A 26,997-nucleotide genomic window follows, 5' to 3' on the forward strand; every position below is an offset into this window, starting at 1 on the left:
GGGAACTACAATCGTACTTACAAGTTTGATAGCTGGTTTTATGAATGCGCTATCAATTTATTTTAGGAGGTTATTAAATGGAACAGCGTGAGCAGTTGGCGAAAACGTTAAAACCTCATTGGGTATGGGCCATTGCTTTTGGTTCGGCTATCGGTTGGGGAGCATTCGTTTTACCAGTCGATTGGATGGGGATGGCTGGCCCGCTTGGAGTGATAATCGGTTATTCAATAGGGCCCTTCTTATGATTCTCATAGGGACCTGTTACGGATATCTGATAGAAAGGCTGCCTATTTCGGGTGGAGAATTTGTTTACGCGTATTATGGATTGGGCAGGTACCACGCTTTTTTTTGCGGATGGTTTTTAACATTGGGGTATATGTCCATAGTCGCTCTAAACGCATCTGCCCTGGCACTTTTGGGTAAATTTATATTTCCTTCCCTCATTGAAATTGGCCACCTTTATACTATTGCCGGTTGGAAGGTTTATGTCGGAGAAATCATTCTTGCGTGCACTGCACTTGTTATTTTTGCGTTTTTAAATGTGCGAGGGACAAGCTTGTCCGGATTCTCTCAGTTCATATTTTGCATTGGATTGGTTGGGGGAGTTGTTTTACTTGCCATCACTATGTTCCTGCACCCATCAAGTTCACCTGTCAATCTTCAGCCACTTTTCAAACCGGACAGGCCAGCCATTGCTTCTATTCTTGCAATTGTTGCCATCGCTCCATGGGCTTATGTTGGATTTGGCAATATTCCGCAAGCAGCGGAAGAGTTTGACTTCCACCCCAGAAAATCTTTTGCATTGATTGTCATGGCTATACTATGTGCAGGATTAACCTACGCAATTGTCATAGTCTCTACAGGTATAGGCATGCCATGGATCAGCGCCGTTGATGCCGGTTATGTTTGGGGAACTGGCGCGATCGTTGAAAGTGCCTATGGAAAAGTAGGAGTTTCATTGCTTGCCTTTGCGCTTCTCATGGGAATTTTCACCGGACTGAACGGTTTTTATGTATCAACAAGCCGACTGCTGTTTGCTATGGGAAGGGCAAAAATTCTTCCAAAGGCCTTTACAAAGTTACATTCAAAACATAAAACGCCGTATTGGGGCATCTTTTTCACAATGGCTGTAACGATGGCTGCTCCCTTCTTTGGCAGGGAAGCTTTGCTGTGGGTTGTTGATATGGCTGCTCTCGGCGTTACTATCGCTTATTTTTATGCGTGCTTTGTTGCTTATCGGCTTTTTAGATGGTCTGCAAAAGAAAAAAGTCAAAATGAAGTTTTGATTGTTGCTCCGTGGAGAAAGCTATTTTCATTGCTTGGAGTCATCTGTAGTGCATCCTTTTTGTTGCTTCTTGTTGTTCCGGGTTCTCCAGGATTTTTAAGTAAACCATCATGGATTGCCTTACTTGCCTGGATCAGTATTGGCGTCATTTTCTTTTTGACAAGGTTTACATTTTATAAAAATATGACGGACGAAGAGTTGGATCAATATATTCTGGGAGAATACAAAAATAGGGAAATCAATACGGAATCAGCCAAACCTCCAGTATCTGCAGCCTCCCTAACCTCTACTTTCCGAGCAGGAGAAAGATAAGAGAAGACTGTTGCCTTAACAGCACTGTTTAATAAGCAGTGCTTATTTGTTTTTAACCAGAATAATATGAACAAACAGATGAGTCGTTGATTCTTCATATATAGAAAAAAACATGAGCGATATCACACATTCTAATTATTTGAATTTACTGAAATAATTGTTTTCAAGCCATCAAAAGAATAGAATTTTAAGTAACATCTTGACGACTCCTCTTCGTAACGACTTTTATATATAAAAAATGAAGGAGGGAATTTTAATGGAACAACGGCAACAGCTGGCAAAAACATTGAAGGCGCATTGGGTTTGGGCGATAGCGTTCGGTTCCTGTATTGGTTGGGGAGCCTTTGTATTGCCTGTGGATTGGATGTCTATGGCCGGGCCGCTTGGTGTCATTATCGGTTATTCCATCGGAGCGCTGCTGATGATTGTTATTGGTGTAAGCTATGGATATCTTGTTGAAAAACTGCCGGTCTCGGGCGGAGAATTTGCGTACGCCTATTATGGGCTGGGAAGGTATCACGCATTTTTCTGTGGGTGGTTTTTGACGCTCGGCTACATGTCAATTGTAGCCTTAAACGCATCAGCCCTGGCTCTTTTGGCAAAGTTTACGATGCCGGCCATTTTTACCAAAGGGCATCTTTATACGATTGCCGGGTGGGACGTCACTTTTGGTGAGGTCGTCATTGCCTGTCTAGCACTTATTTTTTTCGCTTATCTAAACATTCGCGGGGCAAGCCTTTCCGGACTTTCTCAGTTCATCTTTTGTGTAGGTCTCGTCATAGCGGTTGTCTTGCTTACTGTTGGAATGGTCTTTCATCCTTCCAGTTCGCTGGAGAATTTACAGCCGTTTTTTAAACCTGGAACTTCTTCCATTGCTGCAATTGCTGCCATCATCGCAATTGCCCCATGGGCTTATGTCGGATTTGACAATATACCACAAGCAGCCGAAGAATTCGATTTCCATCCAAGAAAATCTTTTCAATTGATATTTTGGGCTTTAATCTGCGCAGGGCTGACATATGCTTTTCTCATCATAGCCACTGGTGTAGGAATGCCTTGGATGAACGCCGTTGATGCAGGCTATATGTGGGGTACTGGTACTATCGTGGAAAATGCCTTTGGCAAGATCGGCGTCTTGATTTTGGCTTTTGCAGTCATGATGGGAGTTTTTACCGGATTAAATGGATTCTACGTTTCTACGAGCCGCTTGCTGTTTGCCATGGGAAGAGCTAAAGCCATCCCTGACTCGTTTGGAAAATTGCATCCCAAATACGGAACTCCGAAACTCGGAATTTGGTTTACAATGGCAGCTTGCCTTGTTGCTCCATTCTTCGGAAGGCAGGCATTATTATGGGTTGTTGACATGGCTGCCCTTGGAGTTACAATCGCATATTTCTACACCACATTTGTTGCCTACCGTCTTTTTAAATGGTCCGACCAAAGTACTTGTAAAGTAAGAGATATCCCGCTTGTTGCTCCCGGCAGAAAGTTTGTTGCGCTAATCGGAGTTGTCAGTAGCATCGCTTTCTTCCTATTATTAGTAGTTCCCGGCTCACCAGGATTTTTGGGAACGCCGTCATGGATTGCTTTACTTGTCTGGATTGCTCTTGGAGTCATATTTTTTCTTACAAGATATAAAAGTTACAAAGAAATACCCGAAAAAGAATTGGATCACTACATCTTGGGAGATTTCAAGGATGGAGAAATCCCTGTAGGATCTTTGAGGACCGAACCTAAGGCAAAGTAACCTTCTGCGAAAGCTGCGGATAATGCCGCAGCTCTCTTTTTATTAAATCCCTAAAGTGATCTCCCTATACATATGATGTTGTCCGTGCTGCTGTAAACTTAATCAGGTCATGAACATAAAACTCCGTATTATACATTACCGGCTGACCATCGAGATTATACTTCGTTATATCAAACCTTAATAATGGGGTATTAACTTTAAGATCCAGGAAATCACTCAGTTTCTCGTCCGTCATGCTTGGTATGATTTCCATAAAATCATGACTAAAGGCCAAGTCGCAGTTTTCTTCCAAGAATGTAAAAATATTTTCATCCAAATTCTCCTCGCTAAATTCAACCTGATCCATGTACCTTCCGGGAATCCGGTTAATACAGTAAGCAGCCGGCATTGAATCAGCCAGGAAGCGTTTTTCAATCACTAACAATTCTTCTCCGGGAGATATATTTAGAGCAATACCTTGTTCGGCAGTGCAAGGCTCCCACGAGTATGCAATGCAATCCACTTTTACTTGATAACCTGATTCCGTAATAAATCTTCCCAATTCCCCGGATCTGTCAATTTGACCGGTTAATTTTCTTGCAAAAGTAGTCACCATGGTACTGCTTCCCTGATTTTTGGTGATATACCCCTCTATTTCCAGCACCGTTAGCGCTTCCCTAACTGTCAGTCTGCTAACGCCCAGTTCTGAGGCCAATTTGGCTTCAGACGGAAGCTTGTCTTCTTCATTTAAATGTAGGATAAACTTTCTCAAGTTTTTGATTGCATGTTGTACTGCGGTTTGTTTTTGAAACTTATTGACCCTCATTTTAACCAACCTCCCGGCAACGAACCCCTCATTAAATAAACAAAGTGAAAAGCATATAAACTGAGGACAGTATCGTGACATAAGCGATGAAAATGCGCAAGTGGCGGATGGATACCTTATTAGCCAAACTCGAACCCGTAATGATCCCGATTACTGTCCCCAACAAACTGAAAGAAATCAACATAGTTAAATTCCCCATTGCTGCATGAGAGAAATAACCGAATATTGAAGGGATGGCAATGATTACAGAATTTAAGAGACTCACTCCAACAGCAATCCTAATGTTCACTCCCATGCCGGCAAGCAGAGGAACAAGCAAAATTGGTCCTCCTGCTCCCGTTAATGAACAAATAGCTGCTGTAACGAATCCGATTAAAATCATGATTAGATAGTTTTCAAGAAATTTTGAACGGCCAGTATGTACCAGAGATTCTTCATTTTCTTGACTTTTCTTTTTTAATATGGAAAGTCCTGCCAACAATATAAATAGATAAAGCAGGACCTTGACAAAAAACTCGGAAATCAATACATTGATTTGGACTCCAAGAAAAGCTCCCGGCAGGCTTCCGATATTCAAATAAAATGCAAGTTTTAAATCCATATTGTTTGACCGCCAATATGCGTATGCCCCGATTATACCTGAAATTGCAAAAGATAAGAAGCTTAAGGCCAATGAATCATGAACCGGCATTCCCAACACTCCCACATAAAATAGCGGCAGGAGGAATCCTGATATCCCGGTCATTCCCAATAAAATTCCAATAATTAAATTTAAACATAATACAATGCCTGATAAAACAAGAATTGTCACCATCATCAGACCCCAATCCTATTAACTTGTCAAATAAAGATTAAAAGGGGGACAGCATGTCCTCCCTTTTGTGACGGAGATATTCAACACAGTTAGATATTTGCTTTGGTTTTCAAGCCTTCGAAGGCTGATTTGCTTTCATATCTAATTTTCTCCTCATCTAGCGTAAGTACCTCTCTACTTTTCATTATCATTTTTCCATCAACGATTACATCAGAAATATCACCGCTATTGACTGACTCTACCAGGGTATTGATTAGGTTATGTGTAGGCTGGATATGAGGCTTATCAATGTTGATGAGGACCATATCCGCTTTTTTTCCAACTTCCAGAGTACCGAGCTGATCTTCACGAAGCATTGATTTAGCTCCACCCAATGTAGCCATCTCCAGTATAGTCCTGGAGGGCATTACCATGGGGTCAAAAACAGGCATTCCCCAATATACTTTCATCAATGACTTAAAAACTTTCATCTGGTCGATCAGGCTTAAACTGGAATGACCTGCTCCGTCAGTTCCTAAACTAATCCCAACTTCCCTATTTATTAAGCTTGGTGTCTTCGTAAACCCTTTTCCGGAATTGCTTATGGGGCAGTGGGCAATTTTGACATCATAATTTTTGATAATGTCCATTTCATTCTCAGAAAGAAGGATGCCGTGCGCTCCCAGAAAATTTGACCCCAGGGCACCCAATGATTCAAGAAATTCAAAAGGCCTTTTTTGAAAGTTCTCCAAACAATAACTAACTTCATTTGGATATTCATTCATATGGCTATGCACACCCGTCCCAAGCTCACGAGCCTTTTCAAAAACATCCTGTATTAATTCCGGTGAGCAGGTTATAATTGACCGAAGTGAAAACCATACATCCAATCTCCCTTCCCCTGCCCCGTGGAAATCATTAAATAAGGATTCATTACGCCGGATATTGTCAGCAGCACTTGATTTCATCGATTCAGGAATATTACCGCCCCTATCCATTGTTGAACAGGTGATAACGCCTCTTAATCCTGATTCTAAAACGGATCTTGCGACCTGATGCATATACCGACCCCCTGCATCAATAAATGCGGTTGTCCCTGATTTAATCATTTCCAGACAACTCAATTGGGAGCTGATAAAAACATCCTCTTCAGAAAGACTGCTTTCAAAAGGAACCATAATACGCGTCCATATCATTGGATATTCGTCCGTAATCCGACCGCGTAACAACTGTTGACATATATGCGTATGTGCATCAATGAAACCGGGAATAAGCAACTTCCCTTTTCCATTGATTGCTTCATCAGCAGTATATATTTTCGAAATGGTGGATTCATCACCAATCTCCAAAATTTTTTTTTCCTTTATAACAACACTTTGATCAGAAATAACTTCAAATTCCGGCGTTAATAATGAACAGTTTTTAATGAGAATGTCCGCACATTTCATACTACACACTATTTCATCCCTCCTCTTTTATAAAAATTCTATTTTTTAAAAGGCGTTTGTTATCCGGATAAATGTTTCAGCAAAAACAGCCTGTGTCAGGAACGTACCTGTATAGACCAATATAGCAATAATAATCATTTTCCAGCTTTGGCTCCGGAAACTCTTAAAATCCAGTCCAATTCCAGCCATTGTCCCAACAACGGTGATAGGAGCCATAAAGGAAATTTTCGCAGTATAATCAATGATTGGTTTGGAAACAGCCGATATGGGACTGGCCAAAATCAGCCCTAACAATACCACATAAACAATTGCAGGAATTTTTAAAGGGATACATTTTCCTATTAAAATCCCTAAAAATGCTATGGTTGATAAAATAAGCACTCCAGGAATTGATTCTATTACCGACATATCGTTGCCAATAAGGTTGGCAATAATCGTTGTTACAACTGAAGTTAATAAAAGTGACACTGTCCAATCCCGCATGCTCATCACCATTTCATCCACCCACCTTCGTATCTTTTCCCTTTTCGGACGTAATGTTTCGCTGTACGGCAGCTCTTGTGTGCTTCGGACTTATCCTTGGCTCAAGCCAATAGTATATTTTTTTTGTTAGTGGAAGGGAAATAAATAACGTAAAATAAATCCCTGTAATCGCGGCAAGCATATCACTTGCACCTGCCAACATGATTATCTGGTCAGAATGTTGGGAATATATTGTCGCCAAGGTGCCTGAGCAAGCTGCCATCATCACCCCACTCCCGATCCCGCAAGCCATACCAAGCGCCAATGGGTTAAAAATATTCAAGGCTGCCACGCTGCTGGCTAAAAAACCTATGTAAACGGTTCCAATTAAGAAGCCAATAATATAAATGGATAGAGACCCTCTTGCTTCTGGAGAATCCGCTCCATAAAGGTGGCAAATCAATCCGTAATCTTTATCACGATTTGTTGAACTAGTCGCACCGATTGCCTCTTTTTTAATACCTAGCATAAGCGCAATAGGCAAAGCCAGGAAAATCGTTCCTACATGACCCAATTCCTGAAAAGCCAAAGCAGGACCCACATCCACTAACTGGGGGAGATTTGATCCTGCAAGAACACGATTTTTGCCATGAAAGGTGTGATTGCTACAAGTACAAGTGATGAAGCCTTCTTTGACTCCTTTTCTTTAAAAAAGCCTAGTACGTCCCGTCCCAGCACGATGCCGATCACAATCGCGAACAGCATAGGATAAATAACAATCAATCCTGAACCCAATTGTATTTTCTTGGTTCCTATCAGTTCTGCAATAACCACGATGAAAAAAGCTGCAAGGTAGAGTCGGTAATCCCTTTTAACTGCCTGCCAAATTTTATTCGGCTGTGACACATTCTCCATTCATTTCTCCTCCTTTTACTTTTCATTTTTCTACCTGTTTTTCTCTCGTGATGCGAAAACGATGGAAGTATTTAGCGTGGCTTTAGCTGTAAAAGTCAATACTCAGTTTTTCTAAAAAGCTATAAGTTATTATACTATCAACTTATCAGATAAGTAAAGAAGTTTATTTACAGAAAATACTTTCAATTACTTCTCTTATAAAAAACACGAATCAACAAAAAACCAGCCCGCTAGGTTTTCACCCAATAGGCTGGTGCCTCGTCATCTTATTTATCTTTCAAATTTCGTAATCCAAGTGTTTATACTTATCCAGGAACTTCGTCGGCATCTCTGGGAACGGTGGAGCGAGTTGTGTTCCATCTACATAGATGATACGGGTAGCTGGCTGGCTTTCTTTCTTCGATAACTTATTTGATTACTCCCCCGATATCTTCCGGCTTATCGATTAAAGAGTAAACTTAAATGAATTTAGTGACGCCAAGTGTTAAAAAGATAACGATCACAAGGACCAAGGCTGTGTTACTCCAAAATCTATTTCTAAATTCAGGCTTTACTTCCTTTGAATTCAGCAAAAATAGAAGAGTAACAGCGAGAAACGGCAGGAACAGGGATCCCAGTGCCGCATACAGCAAAACCAGACCTATTGGTTGATTAAACATTAAAAGAAGCAGGGATGGAAATGTCAGCCATGCGAGGAAAGCCCTGTAAGCCGGATCTTTTTCATCAAGCGGCTTTTTGATTTTCACTTCATCGACTTTCTTTCTAAAGTTTCTCATGAAATCTGCAAACAAATACGGAATCCCATTCCATGAACCGATTAATGAGCTGAATGTTGCCGACCAAAACCCGATGTTCAAAATTAATTGTGGGACTTTGCCAAACCTTTCCCCATACAGATTCAGAAAGTCCTGTATACCTTCCACACCGCTGAACGTAATGCCGGAACCATATAAAAACTGGGCGCTTAAACTCATTAATGATATTGAAAAAAGACCTGTAATCATATAAGCGATCGCAACATCCATGCGCATAACCGGAATCCAAGATCGATCAGACCATTCCCTTGCGCGAATCCAGTAACCATAAGCCGCAAGTGCCATCGTTCCTCCAATACCGCCGACAAGCCCCAGTATTCTAAAAAATGTAGCACCGTCAGGAATACCCAGAGTCACTGCCTGCGGAGGCAATGTGAATAAATTAGGAAGCAGGAATACAGCAGACCCGACAACAGCAAGGAACATAATTCCAATCAAAACCGTTATGACTTTTTCAAAGATTTTATATCTGCCAAACCAAATTAAGATAAAGCCTGCCACCGAATGTACAATCGCCCATGCCCAAAGCGGCAAAACAGGAAACATGATAGTCATCATCAAACCGCAAGCTGTAGCAATTGCCGCTCCATAAATCAACCCGAAAAGTGAAACATAAACAAAAAAATATGCCATTGTCCATCTTCCAAGGGAACGCCAACCTTCCAAAATTGTTTTACCAGTAGACAATGTCCATCTTCCGACTCCTTCAGTAAGGAGAAATTTAAGGGACACACCGATGACTACTGCCCATATGAGCGCGATTCCGAATTCTGAACCTGTAACAGTGGACATCACCAAGTCTCCAGAACCCACTCCAGTGGCAGCCAGAACGATCCCAGGGCCCAAGACAGAAAACTTTTTCTTTAAACCTGCCTCTCCCATCTCAACGGTCTTCTCTGTTACATACTCTCTTTCAGCCATATTATATCCTCCTCATAATTTAGCGTTTCTATGGCAAGAGTGGCACTTGAACTTATATGAATGAATGTGTCTGAAATAGTATGAAAGAGTCTATTTGCTGAAACAAAAATATACAATGCATTTTACAGGAAGTAAGACTCGAAAGGTGTATCCCTTCTTTTAGAATTATGATATTAGCTATAACTATTTTTTCGAAAATTTAATTGGCATTTTTTTTACGAATTGATTATTTTTATTGTATGCGCTTTCAAATGGGCATTCAATCTTTTTCCGTTTTTTGGTGATTGTAAAATATTATGACATTTATATTCAATTTTAATAAGCAGAGGGCTACAATCATTTTAATATACTCCTCTTTTGGTCACTCCCTAGCAAGCCAGAAGTGGAGCAGTACAATAGATCCTTCTTCAATGAACCTATTGACCGCTATGATGAATTGTTTCTGTATTAGAAGCTGTACTAATTGACTGAAACTTTCTGTCTGTATCTATTTTATAAAAAAAACAGCCCGCAAGGCTTTACCTAACGGGCTGAGGCTTAATCCTCTTATTATTTTCTCCAACTCTCATAATCAAGATGTTTGTATTTATCCAGGAATCGTGTTGGCATTTTCAAGGCATCTCTGCGGAACGGCGGAGCGAGTTGTGTTCCATCAACATAGATGTTAAGGACAGCTGGCTTTCTTTTTTTGAGGACTTCCTTAATTACTCCCGCGATATCTTCCGGCTTATCGATTGTAAACCCAAGTGCACCCATGGATTTTGCAACTTCTGCAAAGTCAGGGGCATCGATATCTGAACCGATAAAACGATTGTCATAATAATCCACTTGGTTTTTCTTTTCTGCTGCCCACGACTTATTATTGAAGACACAAGCGATGACAGGGATGTTTTGTTCGACGGCTGTACTCACTTCATGCAAGCTCATTCCCCACGCTCCGTCTCCGATAATGGCAGCTACAGGAGTATCAGGCTCAGCGAGTTGCGCACCCAATGCAGCGGGATAGGCAAACCCTGTATTGCCGAATGTCAGTGCTGCAATATGACGACGTGTCTGATTGAATTTCAAATAGGCATTTGCTGTTGATGACACATTTCCGATATCAGTCGAAATGATTGTGTTTTCAGGCAGGGCTTTAGTCAACTCTAATAATGCCCTCCGCGGATTGATCGGATTGCCAGGCTCCATAGCCATGTCCACAAGCTCCTGCTCCCAAGCTTCTTTTCGTTTCGCAACTTCAGCCACGCGCTCCGCATTATTCGCAGGCTCAGGCTGTACTTTCAACAATTGTCTATACAATTCTTTGCCGGCTGCTTTTGCATCACCGATGATTCCCACTTCAATCGGATGCGTCCTCGCGATATTACGAGGATTGATATCGATTTGAATAATTTTGGCTTTCTTAGGGAAATAGTCAATATCATAGCAAGGGAGTGTTCCAAAAACAGAAAGACGGGTTCCTATCGCAAGCAGTATATCCGCATCTTTCAATGTGTTCATGGCGGCTTTTGATCCCATATAGCCGATTGGTCCTACTGCCAACGGATGGTCTGCTGGGAAAGCATCGTTATGCATATAAGATACTGCAGCAGGAGCAGATAAATGTTCGGCAATCTTTACTACTATGTCAACTCCGTCAGCATCTACAGCTCCACGCCCGGAAATGATGACCGGATTTTTTGCACCTGCCAGCAGCTCGACAGCTTTTTGTATGAGCTCAGGATCCCCACTTCCCCTTGCATCAGTACGATATTGATGGGGCTCAAGGATTTGGTCCTCCAACTCACCATAGAAAAGGTCACGTGGAATATCATATAAAACCGGCCCCCGCTCCGCATAAGCGATTCTGAAGGCGGTACGTAAACAGTCAGCGACACGGCTTGTATGTGTCACACGAACTGTTTCTTTTGTTATCGACTTAAAAATGGATACTTGATCCGCTTCCTGGAATCCATCCCATCCGATTGTCGGTGTTCCTGCAGAAGGCGAAATGACAACCATTGGGGTATGAGCCTGGTACGCGGCTGCCACAGACGTCACCATATTTGTGATTCCCGGTCCATTCTGTCCGATGACTACCCCTGCTGTACCCGATACCCTTGTAAAAGCATCTGCCATATGCGCAGCGCTTTGTTCATGGCGGACCGGGATGAATCTGATTCCTGCTGTCGGGAACAAGTCAAGCATATCCATGAATGCTGATCCGACAATCCCATAGATTTCTTTTACATTTTCTTGCACAAGGGTTTCAACAATTGCCTCACTCGGTGTCATTTTCATTTTGTGTCCTGTTGCAACCTTTTGTTTTACCGCTTCCTGTTGAGTCATTTCAATTCCTCCCTCACGATGGTAAGTTTAAAAATTTATAATTAACAACTTATGTTGCCTGATACGGATTATGAAACACCTTTTTCACTTTTTACCGTACTGCTTTTCAACTGATCCATGAATAATTCCGATGTTTGCTTTAAGACTGTATCCTTTCGGCAGGCAATGTAAAATTCTCTGTAAAAGGAAATATCTTTTATTGGATAGGCTTTCAACAGTTTTAGCTTTAACTCTTTTTTGATGGCGCTTTTTGATATGATGGAAACCCCGAGTTTAGCGCATACAGCAGATTTAACCGCTTCTGTGCTTCCAAGCTCCATTACAAGGTTCAAATCTTCTTCCGTAATTCCTGCTTGATTCAAATACTGGTTTACAACAGCCCTGGTCCCTGATCCCTTTTCTCTTACAATCAAGGGCGTAACCTTTAACCGCTCCGCAGATATGGTGATTTCATTATCGGAAAAATAACCCGGCGCTGCTATTAAAATCAATTCATCTTCCATAAAAGGTTCCACAACAATTTGAGCATCTTCTATCGGTGTTTCAATCAGCCCAACATCGATGATTTGGTCTTTTATGCTTAATACAATGTTATTGGAGTTTGTGATGTTAACACTCATTTGAATGAGAGGATATTCATCTTTGAACAATTTTAAAAACTCGGGAAGGACATATTCACCAATTGTGAAGCTGCAGCCTATTTTCAAATCCCCATACATACTGTCTTCAAATTTCAATATTTCTTTATGGGCCGAATCGCTCAAGTGAATGATCTTTTTCGCATATTTCAATAAAATCTCGGCGGACTGTGTCATCTCCACTTTTTTCGTTGTTCGTTCAAACAGTTTTGTCCCAAGCTCTTCTTCCAGCGCCTTGATTTGCGCCGAAATGGTTGGCTGCGTTACATACAATATTTTGGCCGCTTCGGAAAAGTTCTTTTTTTCGGCCACCGCTATAAACGTTTTCAACCTTTCGTAATCCATTGCTGGATCCCTCCCCGAGTTGTATTTAGGGAAAAACTTAAAGACTACGAATCACCGATTCTACTGTTTCAACTACAAAGTCCAAATCTTCTTCAGTGCTTGTTAACGGTGGTGCAATAATGATCACATTATTTAAGCCCGGTACTGTATCTCCATTTCTGCCGATGATCAATCCGCGCTTTTTACATTCAGCCAAAATGCTTCCCAGTCTTTCATCATCAAGCGGTTCTTTTGTCTCTTTGTCAGCAACCATTTCAATTCCCATCAGGAAGCCTGCCTGTCTCACTTCTCCAACATTTTGGTGGTCACTTAACTGATGGAGCCTTCCGAGCTTGGATTCTCCCAGCTCCTTCACCCGTCCGACAATATTTTCTCTTTCAATTATTTCTATATTAGCAAGTGCAACCGCACATGCAGCCGGGTGCCCGCCGTATGTGGAAACATGCCGGAAGTGATTGTCTTTCCCCTGTTTTTTGAACACTTCATAAATCTCCGATTTAACAGCTGTGGCTCCAAGTGGCAAATATCCGCTCGTCAACCCTTTTGCCATTGTCACAATGTCGGGTTGAACACCTTCGGCATGCTGGAAACCGAACATCTCACCAGTTCTTCCATATCCCGAAACCACTTCATCCATAACAAGCAGCACATTGTATTTTTCACAAATTTCCTGAACACGTTGGATATATTTAACCGAAGGTACAATGACTCCTCCACCAGAGATGAACGGTTCCATAATGAATGCCGCTACTGATTCTTTGCCTTCATGCTGTATGGTGCTTTCAAGAAGATCGGCAGCTTTTAAATCCGTTTCTTCGGGCGTTCCGTCAAATAATGAGCGATAACTGTAAGGAGGATGTACGTGCAGAAACCCCGGGACTCCAGGATCATATTTCACGCGGCGGTTGGCCTGTGCTGTTGCACTCAATGCTCCAAGGGTGGCTCCATGATAACCTCTGTATCGAGAAATCATTTTATATTTTCCTGGATTGCCAGTCTGGTTATGATACTGTCTGATTATTTTAAAAGCGGTTTCATTTGCTTCGGAGCCGCTATTAGAAAAGAAAACCTGATAATCAGCCCCTAGGAGCTCGCTGATTTTACCTGCTAGTTGTACAGCTGGTTTATGATTCATCGTCAAAGGAAAATAGGACAAGGTTTTCATTTGTTCTGCTGCTGCGTCAACGATTTCGTTTCTTCCATGACCAAGATTCAAACACCATAATCCGGATACTCCATCAAGATAGCGGTTTCCTTTTTCATCTGTAAACCAGGATCCTTCACCAGAAACGGCGACTGTTGGCTCTGCATTAGGATTATAGCGGGTGATCGCATTCCAAAGATGAGTTTCATTCGTTTGAACTCCTTTATTCAATTCGACTTCGGTTTTCATCATCCGAACCTCCATTTCTCTTATTTTTGATGACTATACTCATAGTGATGTTATGACATCCGTACCAGTTAACTTACGAGGTTAACTTACGAGGTTAACTTACGAGGTTAACTTAAGTATAAATCACCAAATTTCATATTTCAATGTATTTCCTTTATTCTGACATTTGTTAATTCTATTACATTTATTTGCTTTACCAATAAATGTCCCCTGCTCAGCCAAATTTTCGGGACAGATTGATTTTGAATGTGTACATGTCACTGCGGTAAAAGGCGGTCTCAAGCTCAATGACTCGACCTGCTTCGTTTTTAATCACCCGTCTTACTGTCATTACGCAAGCATCAGCAGGTATATCCAAATAATCATAGTCCTCCTCCAATAACGGCCCACAGGAGATTGATTGATCTGCTTCTGCAAACTGGATTCCGAGCTCATTCTGAACCAAATCGTATAGGGTTGCATTGTCCAGATCATATTTAGCCAATTGCTCTCCGATTTCAACTGGGTAATAATGACGTTCTACGCCAATCGCAATATCATCCGCATAACGTACTCTCTTGATAAAATAAGCTTCCTTGAATCCTGTGAGCCCCCTAATATAAGGATCCGGCGTTGTCTTGTAATGGGTGATCAATTTAGCTCCAGGTTTCATCCCCATTCCCCGTATGACCTCAGTAGTACTACTTAAGTGGCCCAGCCAATCTTGAATCGGTTTCAAAGAAACAAAGGTGCCTTTGCCGTGCCTCTTTTCAAGCACCCCTTCCCTGACCAATAAGTTAATGGCTTCCCGGACAGTACTCCGGCTTACATTAAACTTTTCCATAAACTGTCGTTCGCTTGGAATTTGTTCAGTATAGACACCATCGGCTATTTGCTGCTCAATAAGGTCTTTTAACTGGATATGCAGCGGAATTGGATGATTATAATCAATTTTCACATCCATCCCCCTCCCGTTGATTAATTAATAAAAGGATATCAGATCTTTCTAAAAAGTAAAGATGAAGAAACCCCAAATCCCGATTTCTTCACCTTTTATAAAATAGTTTTATAAAACTCCTATGATGAATTCCTTATCCGAATCACCCTCCGTTGTTCCAAAAATCCTGTTCCCAAGACGACCCCTGCTACGATGAAGAAAAAGCCAATCCATTGAGTGGAATATATTTTCTCTCCCAAAAATAAAAAGGCTCCGACAAGCGAGAAAAAGGGAGACAAATTTAAAAACAGAGATGCCTGTCCTGCTCCGATTTTCTGAATGGCATGATTATAAATGAGATGTCCAAAAGCTGTAGCTATCACCCCTGAAGCAAAAAATACAAGCCATGCTGTAAGATTGCCAGTTTTTAATGTAGCCAGTCCTGCCGGCTCCACAGCAAGACTGACCGCAAAAAGCATACCTGATCCCATCATGAGGGAAAGACCCGTTACTGCCTGCGTTCCTGCAGTGCTGGACATTTTGTTTATCAAAATAAAACTGATTGCCTGTGATAATACTGCAAAAAATATGAAAATATCACCGACGGCGAAGCTCAATGAAGCTCCTGGCTGCATAAGCATGATGAGTGCGACACCCGAAAAGCCAAATATCAATCCAACTACACGAAAGACAGTTAATCTGTCTCCAAGAAAAAGGGCAGCCGCCACAGTTGTCACAATCGGGACCGACCCGAGTATCAGCCCGCCGTTGGATGCACTAGTCCTGCTAAGCCCAATAGAGAGGAATAAATGGTGGCCGAGGACACCGAATACGGCCACCAACCCAATAAAAATGATATCTTTTTTTGCAAGTTTGTTTATTTCACTGCGATAAAACAGCATCGGTGCAAGCGTGAGGAATGCAATGAAAATACGTAATGATGTGATTGTCACCGGTGCAAAATGACTGACAATTATTTTAATGGCTGTGACATTGAAGCCCCAAATCACCATGACCATGATAATCAAAATATATAAATGCCATTTTTTCATCTAATCCCCCGCCTTGCCATCCACTTCTGAATTATTTGTATTGTAACACAGGAGGGGCATTTTCAATATTTTTCCGTTTCAAAAAATTATTGCGGTTTATCAGTTGTTACGTACGTATTGGCGATCAAATCATGAATCCCTCTTTTATCATCACGCAAACCAACCATAAAGGCACTCACAATTAAAGCGATGCCCAGTGTCACCATATAGACAATGCTCGCTACAAAAGTTCGCAAAAGCATCGTCCCAATCCCTACCTTCCCTCCATCTACTTTCACAATCCTTACGCCAACTATCCTCTTTCCAACCGTATATCCCATCCAAACTGTTGGAAGGATCAAGTAATACAAAAAGCTTATCAGAGACGTAAAAAAGTTTCCTTCGGTATCACCTGTCAAGATATAGGACAAAAATGCCAACGGAACGCCAACAACGATTGCATCCAATAAAAGGCCAAGCAGCCTTCTCCAAAACCCGCCAGGATTTTGAATCATGAACTCCGCTCCTCTCGTTTGATACTTAATACTAGTTTTCCTTATTCCCCCGTGCATTTGTCGATTTAAATACAATCCATACTAGGAAGAAAAATAGAAAATAACCAATGAATGAAAACACGTGCTTCCACTCTTCTGTATGCTCGAATAAACCTCTCTCCTCCGAAAAAACTTCCAATACAGGGCCGGCAAAACTGATCAAAATGAAGATGATGATTCTTCCTTTTCTGGACATTCTTCTAGCAGTCCATAAAAAGGCCCAAGTCATAACGGGAAGGCCCACAAGATTAAAAACGATATGAATCTCAAAAACATCTGGAAAGGGTCTGACCGGAAATGAAAATATTCCGGTTCCCGTAAAAAAAAGATCTAAGTACGTTCCCAATAGCCCGGCGAATACAATGGCAGGAAAATAGCTAGGCTCATTATATAAAAACGGCCTTTTTCGCAAGTACGGCCAATTCCAGATTTTGAAGTGTCTCACAATAATCACCTGTTATATTCCCATCTATCGATTCTTCACTTTCCACTAGATAATGGACAACGCTGCAATCATCAAACCAATCCCCTGGTTCAGCAGGTTCATGTTTCACATTAGGCCATGCATGCTCAAGTTTAGGACTATACAACCTTGGTGAACTTCCGATCAAACGGCAATTTTTAAGCCTTCGAATTTGAAGTGGACCAGGCAGCCCCTCATTCACATCATTAAAGATATGAGGCCAATAATCCTTTCTTGAACCGGTATGCCTGTGGGCAATACACCAGGACAAAATTTCCTGATGCTTTATCCTGTCTTTAAAGAGTAAGCGATACAACCTTTTGCCAAGAATGATCCGCTCATGCAGTGATCCAAATTGATGGATGGTCATCCCTGACAGTTCAGCTTTTCCGTTTTTAATTGAAGGGAACAATATTTGGTTGAACGATAGCAAATCCTGCAAAACGAACTCCAGGGTATGAAGAACCTTTTCCTTGTATAAAGGGTTTAGAATCATTCTCGCTTCCAGATAACTTTGTTCGTTGACAATTTGTGCTATGGCCAATATATAGGAATCTCTTCTTACCCAAAAATCGTTCCAAATCACCTCCATGAATCTGGATATTCCAAAGCAAGGAAGCAAATAAAACAAGCTGCGCCTCCTCTTCACACTCTCTCCATAAAGTAAAAATTGTGGAAATGCATCCTGGAATATCAGCCAGTTTCCCCGTTCCAGGAATTCAAAGAATTCTTCCTGCTTCATTTCATTCATCAGCCTTGAGAGCAAATCTCCCTTCAAGTCGGTCATGTTCCATCCGCCGTTTCTTGACACAGCATGCCCCAGGAATGCCCAATGGATTTCCGGATATTGAAGATAAAAATCAAGATAGGCTTGTGTCCTAGTTATATTGTTGATATTCAGCATCATTGTCATCTGTTTGATCTGTCCCACAATCGCTTTGTCCTCTCGAGACAAATCTCCAATTTCCAAAGTGCAGGTATTCAACAGGCCTTTCTTCAATTTTCCCTTTATATCGTGAAGCTGGCGGGAAAGCGGTTCTATATTTTTCTTCTTCTTGCAAAAGAAAATCTTTCATCACCCCCGCCAAGCATTCTTTCACATTTTTTTGAATAAATATTTTCAGGGAGATGATTTAGCATGACGTACAGTACAGAAGAATTAATCAGTAAGATCACCGAAATCCTGAAGGATGAGCAGACGGCTGATGGATCGTGGAATTACCCTTTTGATACAGGGGTAAAAACCGACTCCTATATGATCATTTTATTAAGAACTCTGGAAATAAATGATGAAGATTTAATTCGCAGGTTAACGGAGCGGATTCTAAGTAAACAGGAAAAGGATGGGGCCTGGAAGCTATTTCACGATGAAAAGGAGGGAAATTTATCCTATACGGTTGAATCCTATTATGCCCTTCTTTATTCGGGTTTTTATTCAAAATCCGATACTCGTCTCCGGCGAGCCAAAAGCTTCATATTAAAAAATGGCGGTATGGAAAAAACGGAGATGTTTACAAAAGTCTTACTTGCTCTGACAGGACAATACAAGTGGCCGACCTTTTTCCCTCTTCCTGTGGAATTGATGCTTTTGCCCCTTTCCTTCCCAATCAATTTCTATGATTTTTCGGTATTTGGCAGGGCCAATCTTGCCCCGATCATGATTTTGGCCGCAAAAAAATACAGCAAAAAAGCGAAAGGCAGCCCGGATCTTTCCGATCTTTTTGCCACAAGGACAAACGAATTTTTTTCAGCAAAGGAAAAACGCAGTTTCGAAAATATCTATTCAATTATCGAACATGGGATCAAAAGCATTTTGATGGCTCCAGGTTATGTTCGTTCATATGCCATCGAGCGGGCTAAACAATATATGCTCAACCACCTGGAAACGGACGGGACGTTTTATAGTTATTTCAGTTCCACCTTCCTGATGGTATTCGCGCTCATGTCCCTCGGATACAAGAAAGATGATCCCATTATTTTAAATGCGGTCGACGGCCTGAAAAGAATGGAATGTACAATTCAGGGATACTCCCATATGCAATACACAACAGCGAACGTCTGGAATACTACCCTCATTTCCTATGCTCTGCAGAATGCAGGAGTTCCTCCATCGGATCCGACGATCGTAGCGGCAAACGAATACTTATTGGAAAGGCAGCAATATAAGTACGGTGATTGGGTCATCCACAACCCGGATCCTTTGCCAGGCGGATGGGGGTTTTCGGACATTAATACGTTCAATCCGGATGTTGATGATACAACCGCTGCATTAAGAGCTTTCTCTCCATTGGTAACCGAAAATTCCGCTTTGCGTTCTTCATGGGATCGCGGAAGCGGTTGGGCTCTTTCAATGCAAAATGATGACGGTGGGTGGCCTGCTTTTGAAAAAAATGTCGATAAAAAGATAATGGATCTCTTACCCATTGAAAAGTCAAGATTCCTTGTTTCAGATGCAAGTAGTGCCGACTTGACCGGAAGGACCCTTGAGTTTTTTGGAAACTATACGAACATGCCGAAGAAGAACAAAAACATAATAAATGGAGTGGATTGGCTCTTGGCCAATCAGAAAAAAGACGGGTCATGGTACGGTCGGTGGGGAATCTGTTTTATCTACGGAACGTGGGCTGCCATCACAGGATTAATAGCAACAGGTGTTGACCGTAAGAATAAAAGTATCCAAAAGGCCATAGCCTGGCTTAAAAAGATTCAAAACAAAGATGGCGGATGGGGAGAATCATGCAACAGCGACATTAAAAATACGTATGTTCCGCTGCATAAAAGCCACATTACCCAAACAGCTTGGGCGCTGGATGCACTAATTGCCGCAGAGAATCAGCTGACACCGGAAATTGAAGCGGGAATCCGTTATTTGCTCCACTCATTTGATAACGAAGATTGGACTTGGGATTACCCCGTCGGCCAAGGGATGGGAGGTTCATTCTACATCCATTATCACAGTTATCGTCATATTTACCCTTTGCTTGCGCTCGCCAATTACGAAAAGAAAATAAAGAAACAAAAATCGCCTGCACACTAGAATGCAGGCGATTTTCTTTATAAATGACGTCAGCGGCGGCTGGATTGTCATTCCACATAAGCCATAAGCCGCTTTGGGATTTAAATTTATTTTTAGATTTACTCTACATTGCGCAGATCAAGAAGGACATCCAACTCGGAAAATTTATCGCTATGAATCAGGCGTGCAAGCTTGCCCGCTGTCTCTTCGGGTGAACTAAGAAGACCCTTTTCCTTATATTCAATAAATTGATCAACCAATTCAAATTCCTGCTTTCCGCTTTTACGTATTTCCTTTTGCATATCCGTATCAATAATACCCGGGGCAACAGAAACGATTTTTACACCGAATGGCTCTTTTTTCTGTTCCAACGCAACAGCATTTGAATAATGGTCAAGCCCTGCCTTTGCAGCACAGTAACTGCTCCATCCAATATAAGCATGACGTCCTGCGCCGGAAGAAATATTGACTACCCGCTTAGGCACATGCCTGTCCTTTAGCATTCGGATAAAGGCAGATGTCAATATCATTGGCGCAGTCAAGTTTACAGCGATGTTCTTTTCGATGGACTCCGGCAAATTGTCTTCTGTATGGCCGATCGGTTCAATGACACCGGCATTATTGATGAGTGTAATGGAGCCTGGAAACTCTGGAGTATAAGAAATCATGGTATCCATCAATTCTTCCAGACGCGAAGTTTCATTCAGATCAAACTCAATGAATGCAAACTTACAGTTATGGTTATTGGCGATCTTTGCAAGCTCTTCGTTTTTTGAGCGTGCCGAGCAGACAAGAACACTGTTTTCTTTCATAAGCTCTTTGCTCAAAGCGAGGCCAATTCCTCTTGAAGCACCTGTTATAAAAAAGACGTCCATCTTGTTATCATCCTTTCTTCAGACACTGCATTGATTCAATCAGTATTTCGTTATCTTTATTGTATTGTTTAACCCTTCAAAAAACCTCCGAAACATCTGATACAGCTATTTCCTCTCATCGATGTCTGTATAAAATTGAGCTGGAATAGAGCCGAAATTTCTTCTGTGATATAACATCGGATCCCGATTTTCAATGTCGATATCAAGTACTTCTCCAATGATAATCGTATGGTCTCCTGCTTCCACAGCTTGGTGCAGCCTGCATTGAAGGACAGCAAAAGCCCCATCAATAATAGGGATATTGTGGTCTGACATGTTCCAGCTGCAATTGCTGAAACGGTCGACATTCGGTGTGGCAAACGTTTTGCAAAGATCCACCTGATCCGCAGCCAAAATATGTACTGCAAATTTTTCTCCATTGATAAAAGTATCTTTGGAAGATACGCGATGATCGACTGACCATAAAATAAGTAAAGGATCTAATGATACGGATGCAAATGAATTAACGGTCAGACCTACTGGAGTTCCATCTTTTGTAGCAGCAGTCACAATCGTGACACCTGTTGGATAGTTTCCAAGAGCTTCTTTGAATAATTGCTGTTTCTCTTCTTTTGACATAATGATCCTCTCTCCTTTTTCTATTTACACGGTTGTTTTAGAAAAGCCCTTTTAATATTTGGGCGACACGGTCGCCAACCTCCGATGTAGTTGCGATACCACCAAGATCTTGAGTAAGTACTTCTTTCTCTTCCAAAAGTATCTCAATTGCCTGCAGCAGTTTTTCCCCTATGTCACTATAGCCGAAAAAGTCAAACATTTGGCTGGCTGACCAGACTGTTGCCAATGGATTGGCAATCCCTTTGCCAGCGATATCAGGAGCCGAGCCGTGAACAGGTTCGAACATGGAAGGGTACTTTCTTTCAGGATTGATATTCGCGCCTGCAGCAAGTCCCATCCCTCCTGCGAGAGCAGCGCCTACGTCAGTTAATATATCTCCGAACAAATTTGAAGTAACAACTACTTCAAAGCGCTCGGGATCTGTGATCATATGCATGGCCGCCGCATCGACAAGATATGAATAAGTCTGGATTTCAGGGTAATCTTTGCTCACTTCTTCAAACACTTCATCCCAAAAGACCATGGAATAATTAAGTGCGTTTGCTTTACTGATGCTAGTCACCGTTTTTCCAGCTTCTTTTGCTGTTTCAAAGGCATAGCGGATAATCCGTTCTGTTCCTTTTCTTGAAAAAACACCTGTCTGTAGGACGACTTCTTCAGGCTTTCCTTTAAAAAGCCAGTCACCTGCCCCCGAATATTCACCTTCACTGTTTTCCCGGATAAATAACATGTCTATTTTTTCCTTATTGCCCCCTTTTAAAGGGCAAGGAGCTCCATTCAAAAGTTGAATGGGGCGGATATTCACATACTGGTCAAATTCTTTTCTGATTCGCAAAAGTAAATCCCAAAGGGAAATATGGTCTGGAACTCCTGGATAACCGACAGCACCCAAAAAAATTGCATCAAAATCCCTTAAACGGTCAATCCCATCTTCATCCATCATTCTGCCATGCTCAAGATAATATTCACAACCCCAGGGAAACTGAGTAAATTCAAACTGAATCCGGCCATCCAACTCTGCAGCTTTTTCTAAAACTTTAATACCCTCAGTAATGACTTCGGGACCGATTCCATCCCCCGGAATGACAGCTATTTTCAGGTTTTCCATCCTCTTCAACTCTTTCATCTATTATTTGAGTAGATAATCATTTCTATTTTATCAAAAGAAAGTGAGAAAGACTTGCTTTTTGCAGCAAGCCTTCCACTCATTCCGATTGCAGTGTTCTCTTTACTTCTGTCCCTTACAAGTTCCCGGGTTATTTTTCCATTGTAACTGGTACGAACAATTCCACTCCCTTTATTTCTTACATATTACTTCCTTACTATTCAACTGTTATGAAATAATTTGATTGTAAAGAGGGGTTTTCCAGGTATTCCTTTTTAAAATCATTTTTTCCAAGAGCTTTTGTTACTCCTATACTTTCCTTTTTAGGTTGGCTGTATTTCGCAATGTCCCTTACCTTCGTTTCATTTAAGAGAGACGAGGAAAGAAGAAGCCGTCAAAAAAACGAAACCAATTAAGACCTGAGAATATCAATTTGTTTTTTATTTCAATCGTTTAGCCTAAAATCAACCACCGACGCATTCAATTCTTCCGCCAGTTCTGCCAATGCGCGGGCACTGGAAGCGGTTTCTTCACTGCTCGCTGTTGCCTCTTCTGTCGTGGCTGAAATACTTTCGATGAAACCAAGAACTTCGGCCGATTGAGCTGCTTGTTCCACACTGGCACTGGCTATTTCCGTCACTTTCTTGCCTGTGTCTCTGACCATTTTGATAATTTCTTCAAAGGCTTCACCTGATTTTTGTGTATAAGCAAGCCCTTCATGTACTGATTTCACACTCATTACCATGTTTTCCTGCATGTCTTTGATGATGGAGGTAATCTGCTTTGTCGCTTCCCCGCTTCTTTCCGCGAGCTTGCGGACTTCATCTGCCACAACAGCGAAACCTCTTCCCTGCTCTCCTGCCCTTGCCGCTTCAATTGCCGCATTCAATGCCAAAAGATTCGTTTGATCAGCGATATCATCGATCACTTCGATAATTTCTCCGATTCTATTGGAATTCTGTTCCAAAGTGATCATCTTGTCACTAACAACATGGGCACCTTCAACGGAAGACAGCACCACTTTTTCCCCATCCTGCGCTATCTTGATTGTCTCATTTGACAACAAAGCTGCCTGCTCCGTATTTTTTGCAACGGAGTGAATCGCATCCGATAGCTCCCCAAACAGTTCATTCATTGTTTGTGCGGCATTTGCCTGATTAGCGCTGGCGCTGGCAATCTCCACAGTGCTTGCAGACACCTGCTCTGAGGATGCCGACAGATTTTGCGCGGCATTCAATATGTTTTGAATCATGCCCCTCAAATTGACTACCATTCGATTGACAGATTGTGCTAATATTCCAATTTCATCCTTCGTATGAATATTAGTCGTTTCTGTCAGATCACCGTCAGCCACCTTTTCTACCAGGTCGACAACTTGATTGAGCGGTTTAGAAATGACTCGTGAAATGAGAATTCCAAAAGCGATACACAGTATAAAGGTCAATGTGATATTAAAAAGTGTAATATTTTTCACCATTGTATACGTTTTTCCGGAATCAATATTCTCATTTTCCGCGTCGGCGGTGTTGATTTCAATCAATTTATTAATAATGATGCCCAATTCAATTTGCAGTTTGTTCAAGTTCATTTGATTATAATAGCCCGTATCATTTTTTATAATCACTTCTATAGATCTATCATACTCCCTGTTATACTTCTCTAACTCGACTTGGAATTTATCCAGCAATTCTTTCTGTTCTTTATTTAATGAAGTTTTGCTATACAGCTCAATATTTCGATTAATTTCACTTCTGGCTGCCTTAACATCATCTAATAGTTTTGTCCTTTCTTTGCTGGAGACACTTATAAAAATATCACGCCAGTTCACCTTCAACTCTTGAAAAAGATATCTTGTCTCATTCAAATTTTGAATTGGTTGAAGACTTTCACCATACATATTTTCCGTATTTTCATTCAATTTCCCCATGTTATATACTGAAAAAAATCCACCTCCTATTTGTATACAGGCAATTAGAATAAAAGCGAATAATAATTTCAAGGATGTTTTCAAATTCAGGAAGCCCGAAAGAAACTTCATTCCTCAATACCCCCTTTAAAATTTCTACCTTCCATGCCAAACCACCAAGACTATTAATTCTAAACAAAATAAAAAGTGAAAAAATTCACGATAAAGATAGGCTCCCGGATTTACCGAGAGCAGATTCACAATATGTAATAAGCAAATTTATTTTGTCAAATCTATCATTTTGGAAGAAATACGGTTCAACGGCAGAATGTGGTCGACACATCCCAAATTCACTGCTGTTTTTGGCATCCCGTAAACGATGCAAGTCTCTTCGGACTCGGCAATAGTCGAAAAAGCTGCACCCGTCGTTTTAGCCCTTTTCATCCCTTCGGCTCCATCACCACCCATGCCTGTCATAATGATATAGTGGCGTTTCAATCCGGCGAGTCTGCTTACAGAATCATATAAAACATCAACGGAAGGACGATGACCATTGCAATGTGGCTCTTTATTCAGAACAATTCTGTATTGATTGCCTCTTTGACGTACTTCCATATGGAAATCTCCAGGAGCAATATAAACCGTCCCGCCACTTATGATTTGATTATTCTGGGCTTCAACTACATTCACATTGGAAATGCCATCCAGTCGTTTCGCCAAGTACTCTGTAAATTTTGGAGGCATATGCTGAACTACTAGAACAGGGTCCTTGAAATTAGCAGGCAACCCTGTTATGACAGTTTCCAGTGCTTTCGGACCTCCTGTAGAGGTCCCGATGGCAAACAGCTGCTTAAAATCCGTCACATTTTTTGGCTGCTTTTCTATTTTTGCAGCCTTCTCTCCTGCTTTCGGGCTGATAGGTGTCTGGCGGACTGGAATAGCTGTTTTTGATAGGCGTGCTTTAGAGACTGCCTTAATTTTGGCAATCAGTTCTTCTTTTACTCGAAACAGATCCAAAGAAACGGAACCGGATGGCTTTTGTACAAAATCTACTGCACCAAGCTGTAGGGCCTTTATCGTTTCATAGGCTCCTTTTTCAGTCAAAGAGCTCACCATGAGCACAGGAGTCGGGAATGTTTGCATAATATGCTTTAAAGCTGTCAACCCATCCATTTCGGGCATTTCCACATCCATCGTGATGACATCAGGCTTTAATTCCGCCGTCAGCTTAATAGCTTCCTGACCGTTCTTTGCTGTTCCAGCCACTTGCAAACGATCATCCTTCGAAACGAAGTCGGAAATGAGCTTTCGCATGAAAATAGAATCGTCTACAATAAGTACCTTAATTTTTACCATATCAATCTCACCTACATCTTTTTGTAAAAAAATGTGTCAGCTTCTTTCAACTGGTACCTCTGTGGCTGAAAGATCTGCTCTGAGCCGCCAACAAAAAGGTAGCCTCCCTTATTCAACGACCTGCTGAACTTATGAAACAGATGATCTTTTGCCTCATCCGTAAAATAAATAAGTACATTGCGGCAAATGATCAGATCAAATCCTTGTTCAAATGGATCTGACAAAAGATTTTGCCGTTTAAAATGGACGGTTTTTTTGACCTCATCTGAAATCACATGCTGGCTCCCCTGATCAGTAAAAAACTTTTCCCGATTCTGATGAGAAAGGTTTTTCAGCGTCCCGGTATTGAACACGCCGGATTTCGCTTGTTCAATCACCTTTTGATTTATGTCTGTAGCCAATATCCGAATATCTTTCCAGTCTAGGAAAGAAGAAAGCAGCATGGCCAGGCTGTAGGGCTCTTCACCCGTTGAGCAGGCGGCGCTCCAGCATTTAATCCTCTTTTTATCCTTTAAAAGTTCAGGGATGATCTTCTTTTCCAAGACGTCCCACCTGGAAGGGTTACGAAAAAATTCTGTGACATTGATCGTCATATGATCTAAAAATTCTTTATATATCATTTCATCCTGCATCATCGCTTTAAAGAAATCATCAAAAGTCCGGAACCCTTTCCTGCTTTTTAAAGCATTCAATCTCCGTTTCATCTGATCTTCTTTATATGAATGCAGATCTATATTTGTCCGCTTCTTAATTCTTTGGATAAACAAATCATAATCTTGGTTTTTGTCCAATACTTCAAGCATTGCTTCACCTTCAGCCTTTATAACTTTTCAAACATTACACTTATTTCTGCTGTATCCGTGCCAACGATCGTTAATCTGAGGATAATGTTTGAACCTCGGCCCCCTTCACTTCAATTGAATTACCTACCAGAAAAGCAGGAGGTGCTA

23 protein-coding genes and 1 pseudogene are annotated in these 26,997 nt (G+C 41.4%); 4 read left to right on the top strand and 20 right to left on the bottom strand.

The genetic code is table 11. The features are described 5' to 3' along the window. Positions 1–77: 77 nt before the first annotated feature. From C509_RS27320 to C509_RS23240, 3 genes are all read left to right on the top strand, one after another. The gene (locus C509_RS27320) at positions 78–245 is read left to right on the top strand and encodes a hypothetical protein (RefSeq protein ID WP_306419631.1); all 168 of its coding nucleotides are present in this window, start codon (positions 78–80) and stop codon (positions 243–245) included. Then, positions 242–1,597 carry an APC family permease gene (locus tag C509_RS24590; RefSeq protein ID WP_306419632.1) on the top strand — a complete coding sequence of 452 codons (1,356 nt, stop codon included), beginning with the start codon at positions 242–244 and terminating at the stop codon, positions 1,595–1,597. The genes C509_RS27320 and C509_RS24590 overlap by 4 nt, the downstream gene beginning before the upstream one ends. Positions 1,598–1,853: 256 nt before the next feature. After that, positions 1,854–3,344 carry an APC family permease gene (locus C509_RS23240; RefSeq protein ID WP_018705344.1) on the top strand — a complete coding sequence of 497 codons (1,491 nt, stop codon included), beginning with the start codon at positions 1,854–1,856 and terminating at the stop codon, positions 3,342–3,344. A gap of 64 nt (positions 3,345–3,408) precedes the next feature. On the opposite strand, the gene C509_RS0102595 is transcribed toward C509_RS23240, so the two are convergent. The 14 genes and pseudogenes from C509_RS0102595 to C509_RS0102665 all read right to left on the bottom strand — a co-directional run bounded on the left by C509_RS0102595 (position 3,409) and on the right by C509_RS0102665 (position 18,084). After that, positions 3,409–4,149 (bottom strand): GntR family transcriptional regulator, encoded by a 741-nt coding sequence (locus C509_RS0102595; protein ID WP_018705345.1) that lies wholly within the window; start codon positions 4,147–4,149, stop codon positions 3,409–3,411. 31 nt (positions 4,150–4,180) lie between these two features. After that, entirely contained in the window at positions 4,181–4,966 is a 786-nt protein-coding gene (locus tag C509_RS0102600; protein ID WP_083934511.1) for a sulfite exporter TauE/SafE family protein, read from the bottom strand. Positions 4,967–5,052: 86 nt separating this feature from the next. Next, the gene (locus tag C509_RS0102605) at positions 5,053–6,390 is read right to left on the bottom strand and encodes an amidohydrolase family protein (RefSeq protein ID WP_018705347.1); all 1,338 of its coding nucleotides are present in this window, start codon (positions 6,388–6,390) and stop codon (positions 5,053–5,055) included. A gap of 45 nt (positions 6,391–6,435) precedes the next feature. Next, a complete protein-coding gene (locus C509_RS0102610; RefSeq protein ID WP_018705348.1) occupies positions 6,436–6,885 on the bottom strand; it encodes a hypothetical protein in 450 nt (149 codons plus the stop codon). Position 6,886: 1 nt separating this feature from the next. Next, positions 6,887–7,767: pseudogene (locus C509_RS27415) on the bottom strand (DUF3100 domain-containing protein). Between the two features lie 458 nt (positions 7,768–8,225). Then, complete coding sequence (locus C509_RS0102620; RefSeq protein ID WP_018705349.1) at positions 8,226–9,503, bottom strand: Nramp family divalent metal transporter; 1,278 nt, start codon at positions 9,501–9,503, stop codon at positions 8,226–8,228. A gap of 549 nt (positions 9,504–10,052) precedes the next feature. Continuing rightward, the gene (gene xsc, locus C509_RS0102630; protein ID WP_018705350.1) at positions 10,053–11,831 is read right to left on the bottom strand and encodes a sulfoacetaldehyde acetyltransferase; all 1,779 of its coding nucleotides are present in this window, start codon (positions 11,829–11,831) and stop codon (positions 10,053–10,055) included. Between the two features lie 68 nt (positions 11,832–11,899). Then, entirely contained in the window at positions 11,900–12,814 is a 915-nt protein-coding gene (locus tag C509_RS0102635; RefSeq protein WP_018705351.1) for a selenium metabolism-associated LysR family transcriptional regulator, read from the bottom strand. Between the two features lie 37 nt (positions 12,815–12,851). Beyond that, entirely contained in the window at positions 12,852–14,207 is a 1,356-nt protein-coding gene (locus C509_RS0102640; RefSeq protein ID WP_018705352.1) for an aminotransferase, read from the bottom strand. A gap of 214 nt (positions 14,208–14,421) precedes the next feature. Continuing rightward, positions 14,422–15,150, bottom strand: a complete 729-nt coding sequence (locus C509_RS0102645; RefSeq protein WP_018705353.1) for a GntR family transcriptional regulator — start codon at positions 15,148–15,150, stop codon at positions 14,422–14,424. Between the two features lie 113 nt (positions 15,151–15,263). Then, on the bottom strand, positions 15,264–16,175 hold the full coding sequence (locus C509_RS0102650; RefSeq protein WP_018705354.1) for a DMT family transporter: 912 nt from the start codon (positions 16,173–16,175) through the stop codon (positions 15,264–15,266). Between the two features lie 86 nt (positions 16,176–16,261). Beyond that, positions 16,262–16,669, bottom strand: coding sequence for an RDD family protein (locus C509_RS0102655; RefSeq protein WP_018705355.1), 408 nt, complete (start codon positions 16,667–16,669; stop codon positions 16,262–16,264). 31 nt (positions 16,670–16,700) lie between these two features. After that, positions 16,701–17,162, bottom strand: coding sequence for a CBO0543 family protein (locus C509_RS0102660; protein WP_026319650.1), 462 nt, complete (start codon positions 17,160–17,162; stop codon positions 16,701–16,703). Then, positions 17,095–18,084: a DUF2515 family protein gene (locus tag C509_RS0102665; protein WP_018705357.1), complete on the bottom strand. Its 990-nt coding sequence runs from the start codon at positions 18,082–18,084 to the stop codon at positions 17,095–17,097. The genes C509_RS0102660 and C509_RS0102665 overlap by 68 nt, the downstream gene beginning before the upstream one ends. 225 nt (positions 18,085–18,309) lie before the next feature. On the opposite strand from C509_RS0102665, the gene shc reads away from it, so the two are divergent. Further along, the gene (gene shc, locus C509_RS0102670; RefSeq protein ID WP_018705359.1) at positions 18,310–20,208 is read left to right on the top strand and encodes a squalene--hopene cyclase; all 1,899 of its coding nucleotides are present in this window, start codon (positions 18,310–18,312) and stop codon (positions 20,206–20,208) included. Between the two features lie 98 nt (positions 20,209–20,306). Here shc and C509_RS0102675 read toward each other — a convergent pair whose 3' ends face one another. The 6 genes from C509_RS0102675 to C509_RS0102700 form a co-directional block, all read right to left on the bottom strand. Beyond that, positions 20,307–21,062 carry a (S)-benzoin forming benzil reductase gene (locus tag C509_RS0102675; RefSeq protein WP_018705360.1) on the bottom strand — a complete coding sequence of 252 codons (756 nt, stop codon included), beginning with the start codon at positions 21,060–21,062 and terminating at the stop codon, positions 20,307–20,309. A gap of 105 nt (positions 21,063–21,167) precedes the next feature. Continuing rightward, positions 21,168–21,680: a flavin reductase family protein gene (locus C509_RS0102680; protein ID WP_018705361.1), complete on the bottom strand. Its 513-nt coding sequence runs from the start codon at positions 21,678–21,680 to the stop codon at positions 21,168–21,170. A gap of 37 nt (positions 21,681–21,717) precedes the next feature. After that, complete coding sequence (locus C509_RS0102685; RefSeq protein ID WP_018705362.1) at positions 21,718–22,788, bottom strand: tartrate dehydrogenase; 1,071 nt, start codon at positions 22,786–22,788, stop codon at positions 21,718–21,720. Between the two features lie 442 nt (positions 22,789–23,230). Further along, the gene (locus C509_RS0102690) at positions 23,231–24,823 is read right to left on the bottom strand and encodes a methyl-accepting chemotaxis protein (RefSeq protein WP_018705363.1); all 1,593 of its coding nucleotides are present in this window, start codon (positions 24,821–24,823) and stop codon (positions 23,231–23,233) included. A gap of 147 nt (positions 24,824–24,970) precedes the next feature. Beyond that, complete coding sequence (locus tag C509_RS0102695) at positions 24,971–26,047, bottom strand: protein-glutamate methylesterase/protein-glutamine glutaminase (RefSeq protein ID WP_018705364.1); 1,077 nt, start codon at positions 26,045–26,047, stop codon at positions 24,971–24,973. 11 nt (positions 26,048–26,058) lie between these two features. Next, positions 26,059–26,850: a CheR family methyltransferase gene (locus C509_RS0102700; RefSeq protein WP_018705365.1), complete on the bottom strand. Its 792-nt coding sequence runs from the start codon at positions 26,848–26,850 to the stop codon at positions 26,059–26,061. Positions 26,851–26,997: the final 147 nt, after the last annotated feature.

Source organism: Siminovitchia fordii DSM 16014 = CIP 108821 (assembly GCF_000374565.1).
Taxonomy (GTDB): domain Bacteria; phylum Bacillota; class Bacilli; order Bacillales; family Bacillaceae_C; genus Siminovitchia; species Siminovitchia fordii.

Coding starts and splice junctions, on each gene's coding strand:
- C509_RS24590 (WP_306419632.1), top strand. CDS start 242: ATGATTCTCATAGGGACCTGTTACGGATATCTGATAGAAAGGCTGCCT.
- C509_RS0102675 (WP_018705360.1), bottom strand. CDS start 21,062: ATGGACGTCTTTTTTATAACAGGTGCTTCAAGAGGAATTGGCCTCGCT.
- C509_RS0102635 (WP_018705351.1), bottom strand. CDS start 12,814: ATGGATTACGAAAGGTTGAAAACGTTTATAGCGGTGGCCGAAAAAAAG.
- C509_RS23240 (WP_018705344.1), top strand. CDS start 1,854: ATGGAACAACGGCAACAGCTGGCAAAAACATTGAAGGCGCATTGGGTT.
- C509_RS0102665 (WP_018705357.1), bottom strand. CDS start 18,084: ATGACAATGATGCTGAATATCAACAATATAACTAGGACACAAGCCTAT.
- shc (WP_018705359.1), top strand. CDS start 18,310: ATGACGTACAGTACAGAAGAATTAATCAGTAAGATCACCGAAATCCTG.
- C509_RS0102655 (WP_018705355.1), bottom strand. CDS start 16,669: ATGATTCAAAATCCTGGCGGGTTTTGGAGAAGGCTGCTTGGCCTTTTA.
- C509_RS0102640 (WP_018705352.1), bottom strand. CDS start 14,207: ATGAAAACCGAAGTCGAATTGAATAAAGGAGTTCAAACGAATGAAACT.
- C509_RS0102680 (WP_018705361.1), bottom strand. CDS start 21,680: ATGTCAAAAGAAGAGAAACAGCAATTATTCAAAGAAGCTCTTGGAAAC.
- C509_RS0102605 (WP_018705347.1), bottom strand. CDS start 6,390: ATGAAATGTGCGGACATTCTCATTAAAAACTGTTCATTATTAACGCCG.
- C509_RS0102685 (WP_018705362.1), bottom strand. CDS start 22,788: ATGGAAAACCTGAAAATAGCTGTCATTCCGGGGGATGGAATCGGTCCC.
- C509_RS0102620 (WP_018705349.1), bottom strand. CDS start 9,503: ATGGCTGAAAGAGAGTATGTAACAGAGAAGACCGTTGAGATGGGAGAG.
- C509_RS0102700 (WP_018705365.1), bottom strand. CDS start 26,850: ATGCTTGAAGTATTGGACAAAAACCAAGATTATGATTTGTTTATCCAA.
- C509_RS0102595 (WP_018705345.1), bottom strand. CDS start 4,149: ATGAGGGTCAATAAGTTTCAAAAACAAACCGCAGTACAACATGCAATC.
- C509_RS0102610 (WP_018705348.1), bottom strand. CDS start 6,885: ATGGTGATGAGCATGCGGGATTGGACAGTGTCACTTTTATTAACTTCA.
- C509_RS0102695 (WP_018705364.1), bottom strand. CDS start 26,047: ATGGTAAAAATTAAGGTACTTATTGTAGACGATTCTATTTTCATGCGA.
- C509_RS0102690 (WP_018705363.1), bottom strand. CDS start 24,823: ATGAAGTTTCTTTCGGGCTTCCTGAATTTGAAAACATCCTTGAAATTA.
- xsc (WP_018705350.1), bottom strand. CDS start 11,831: ATGACTCAACAGGAAGCGGTAAAACAAAAGGTTGCAACAGGACACAAA.
- C509_RS0102645 (WP_018705353.1), bottom strand. CDS start 15,150: ATGGATGTGAAAATTGATTATAATCATCCAATTCCGCTGCATATCCAG.
- C509_RS27320 (WP_306419631.1), top strand. CDS start 78: ATGGAACAGCGTGAGCAGTTGGCGAAAACGTTAAAACCTCATTGGGTA.
- C509_RS0102600 (WP_083934511.1), bottom strand. CDS start 4,966: ATGATGGTGACAATTCTTGTTTTATCAGGCATTGTATTATGTTTAAAT.
- C509_RS0102650 (WP_018705354.1), bottom strand. CDS start 16,175: ATGAAAAAATGGCATTTATATATTTTGATTATCATGGTCATGGTGATT.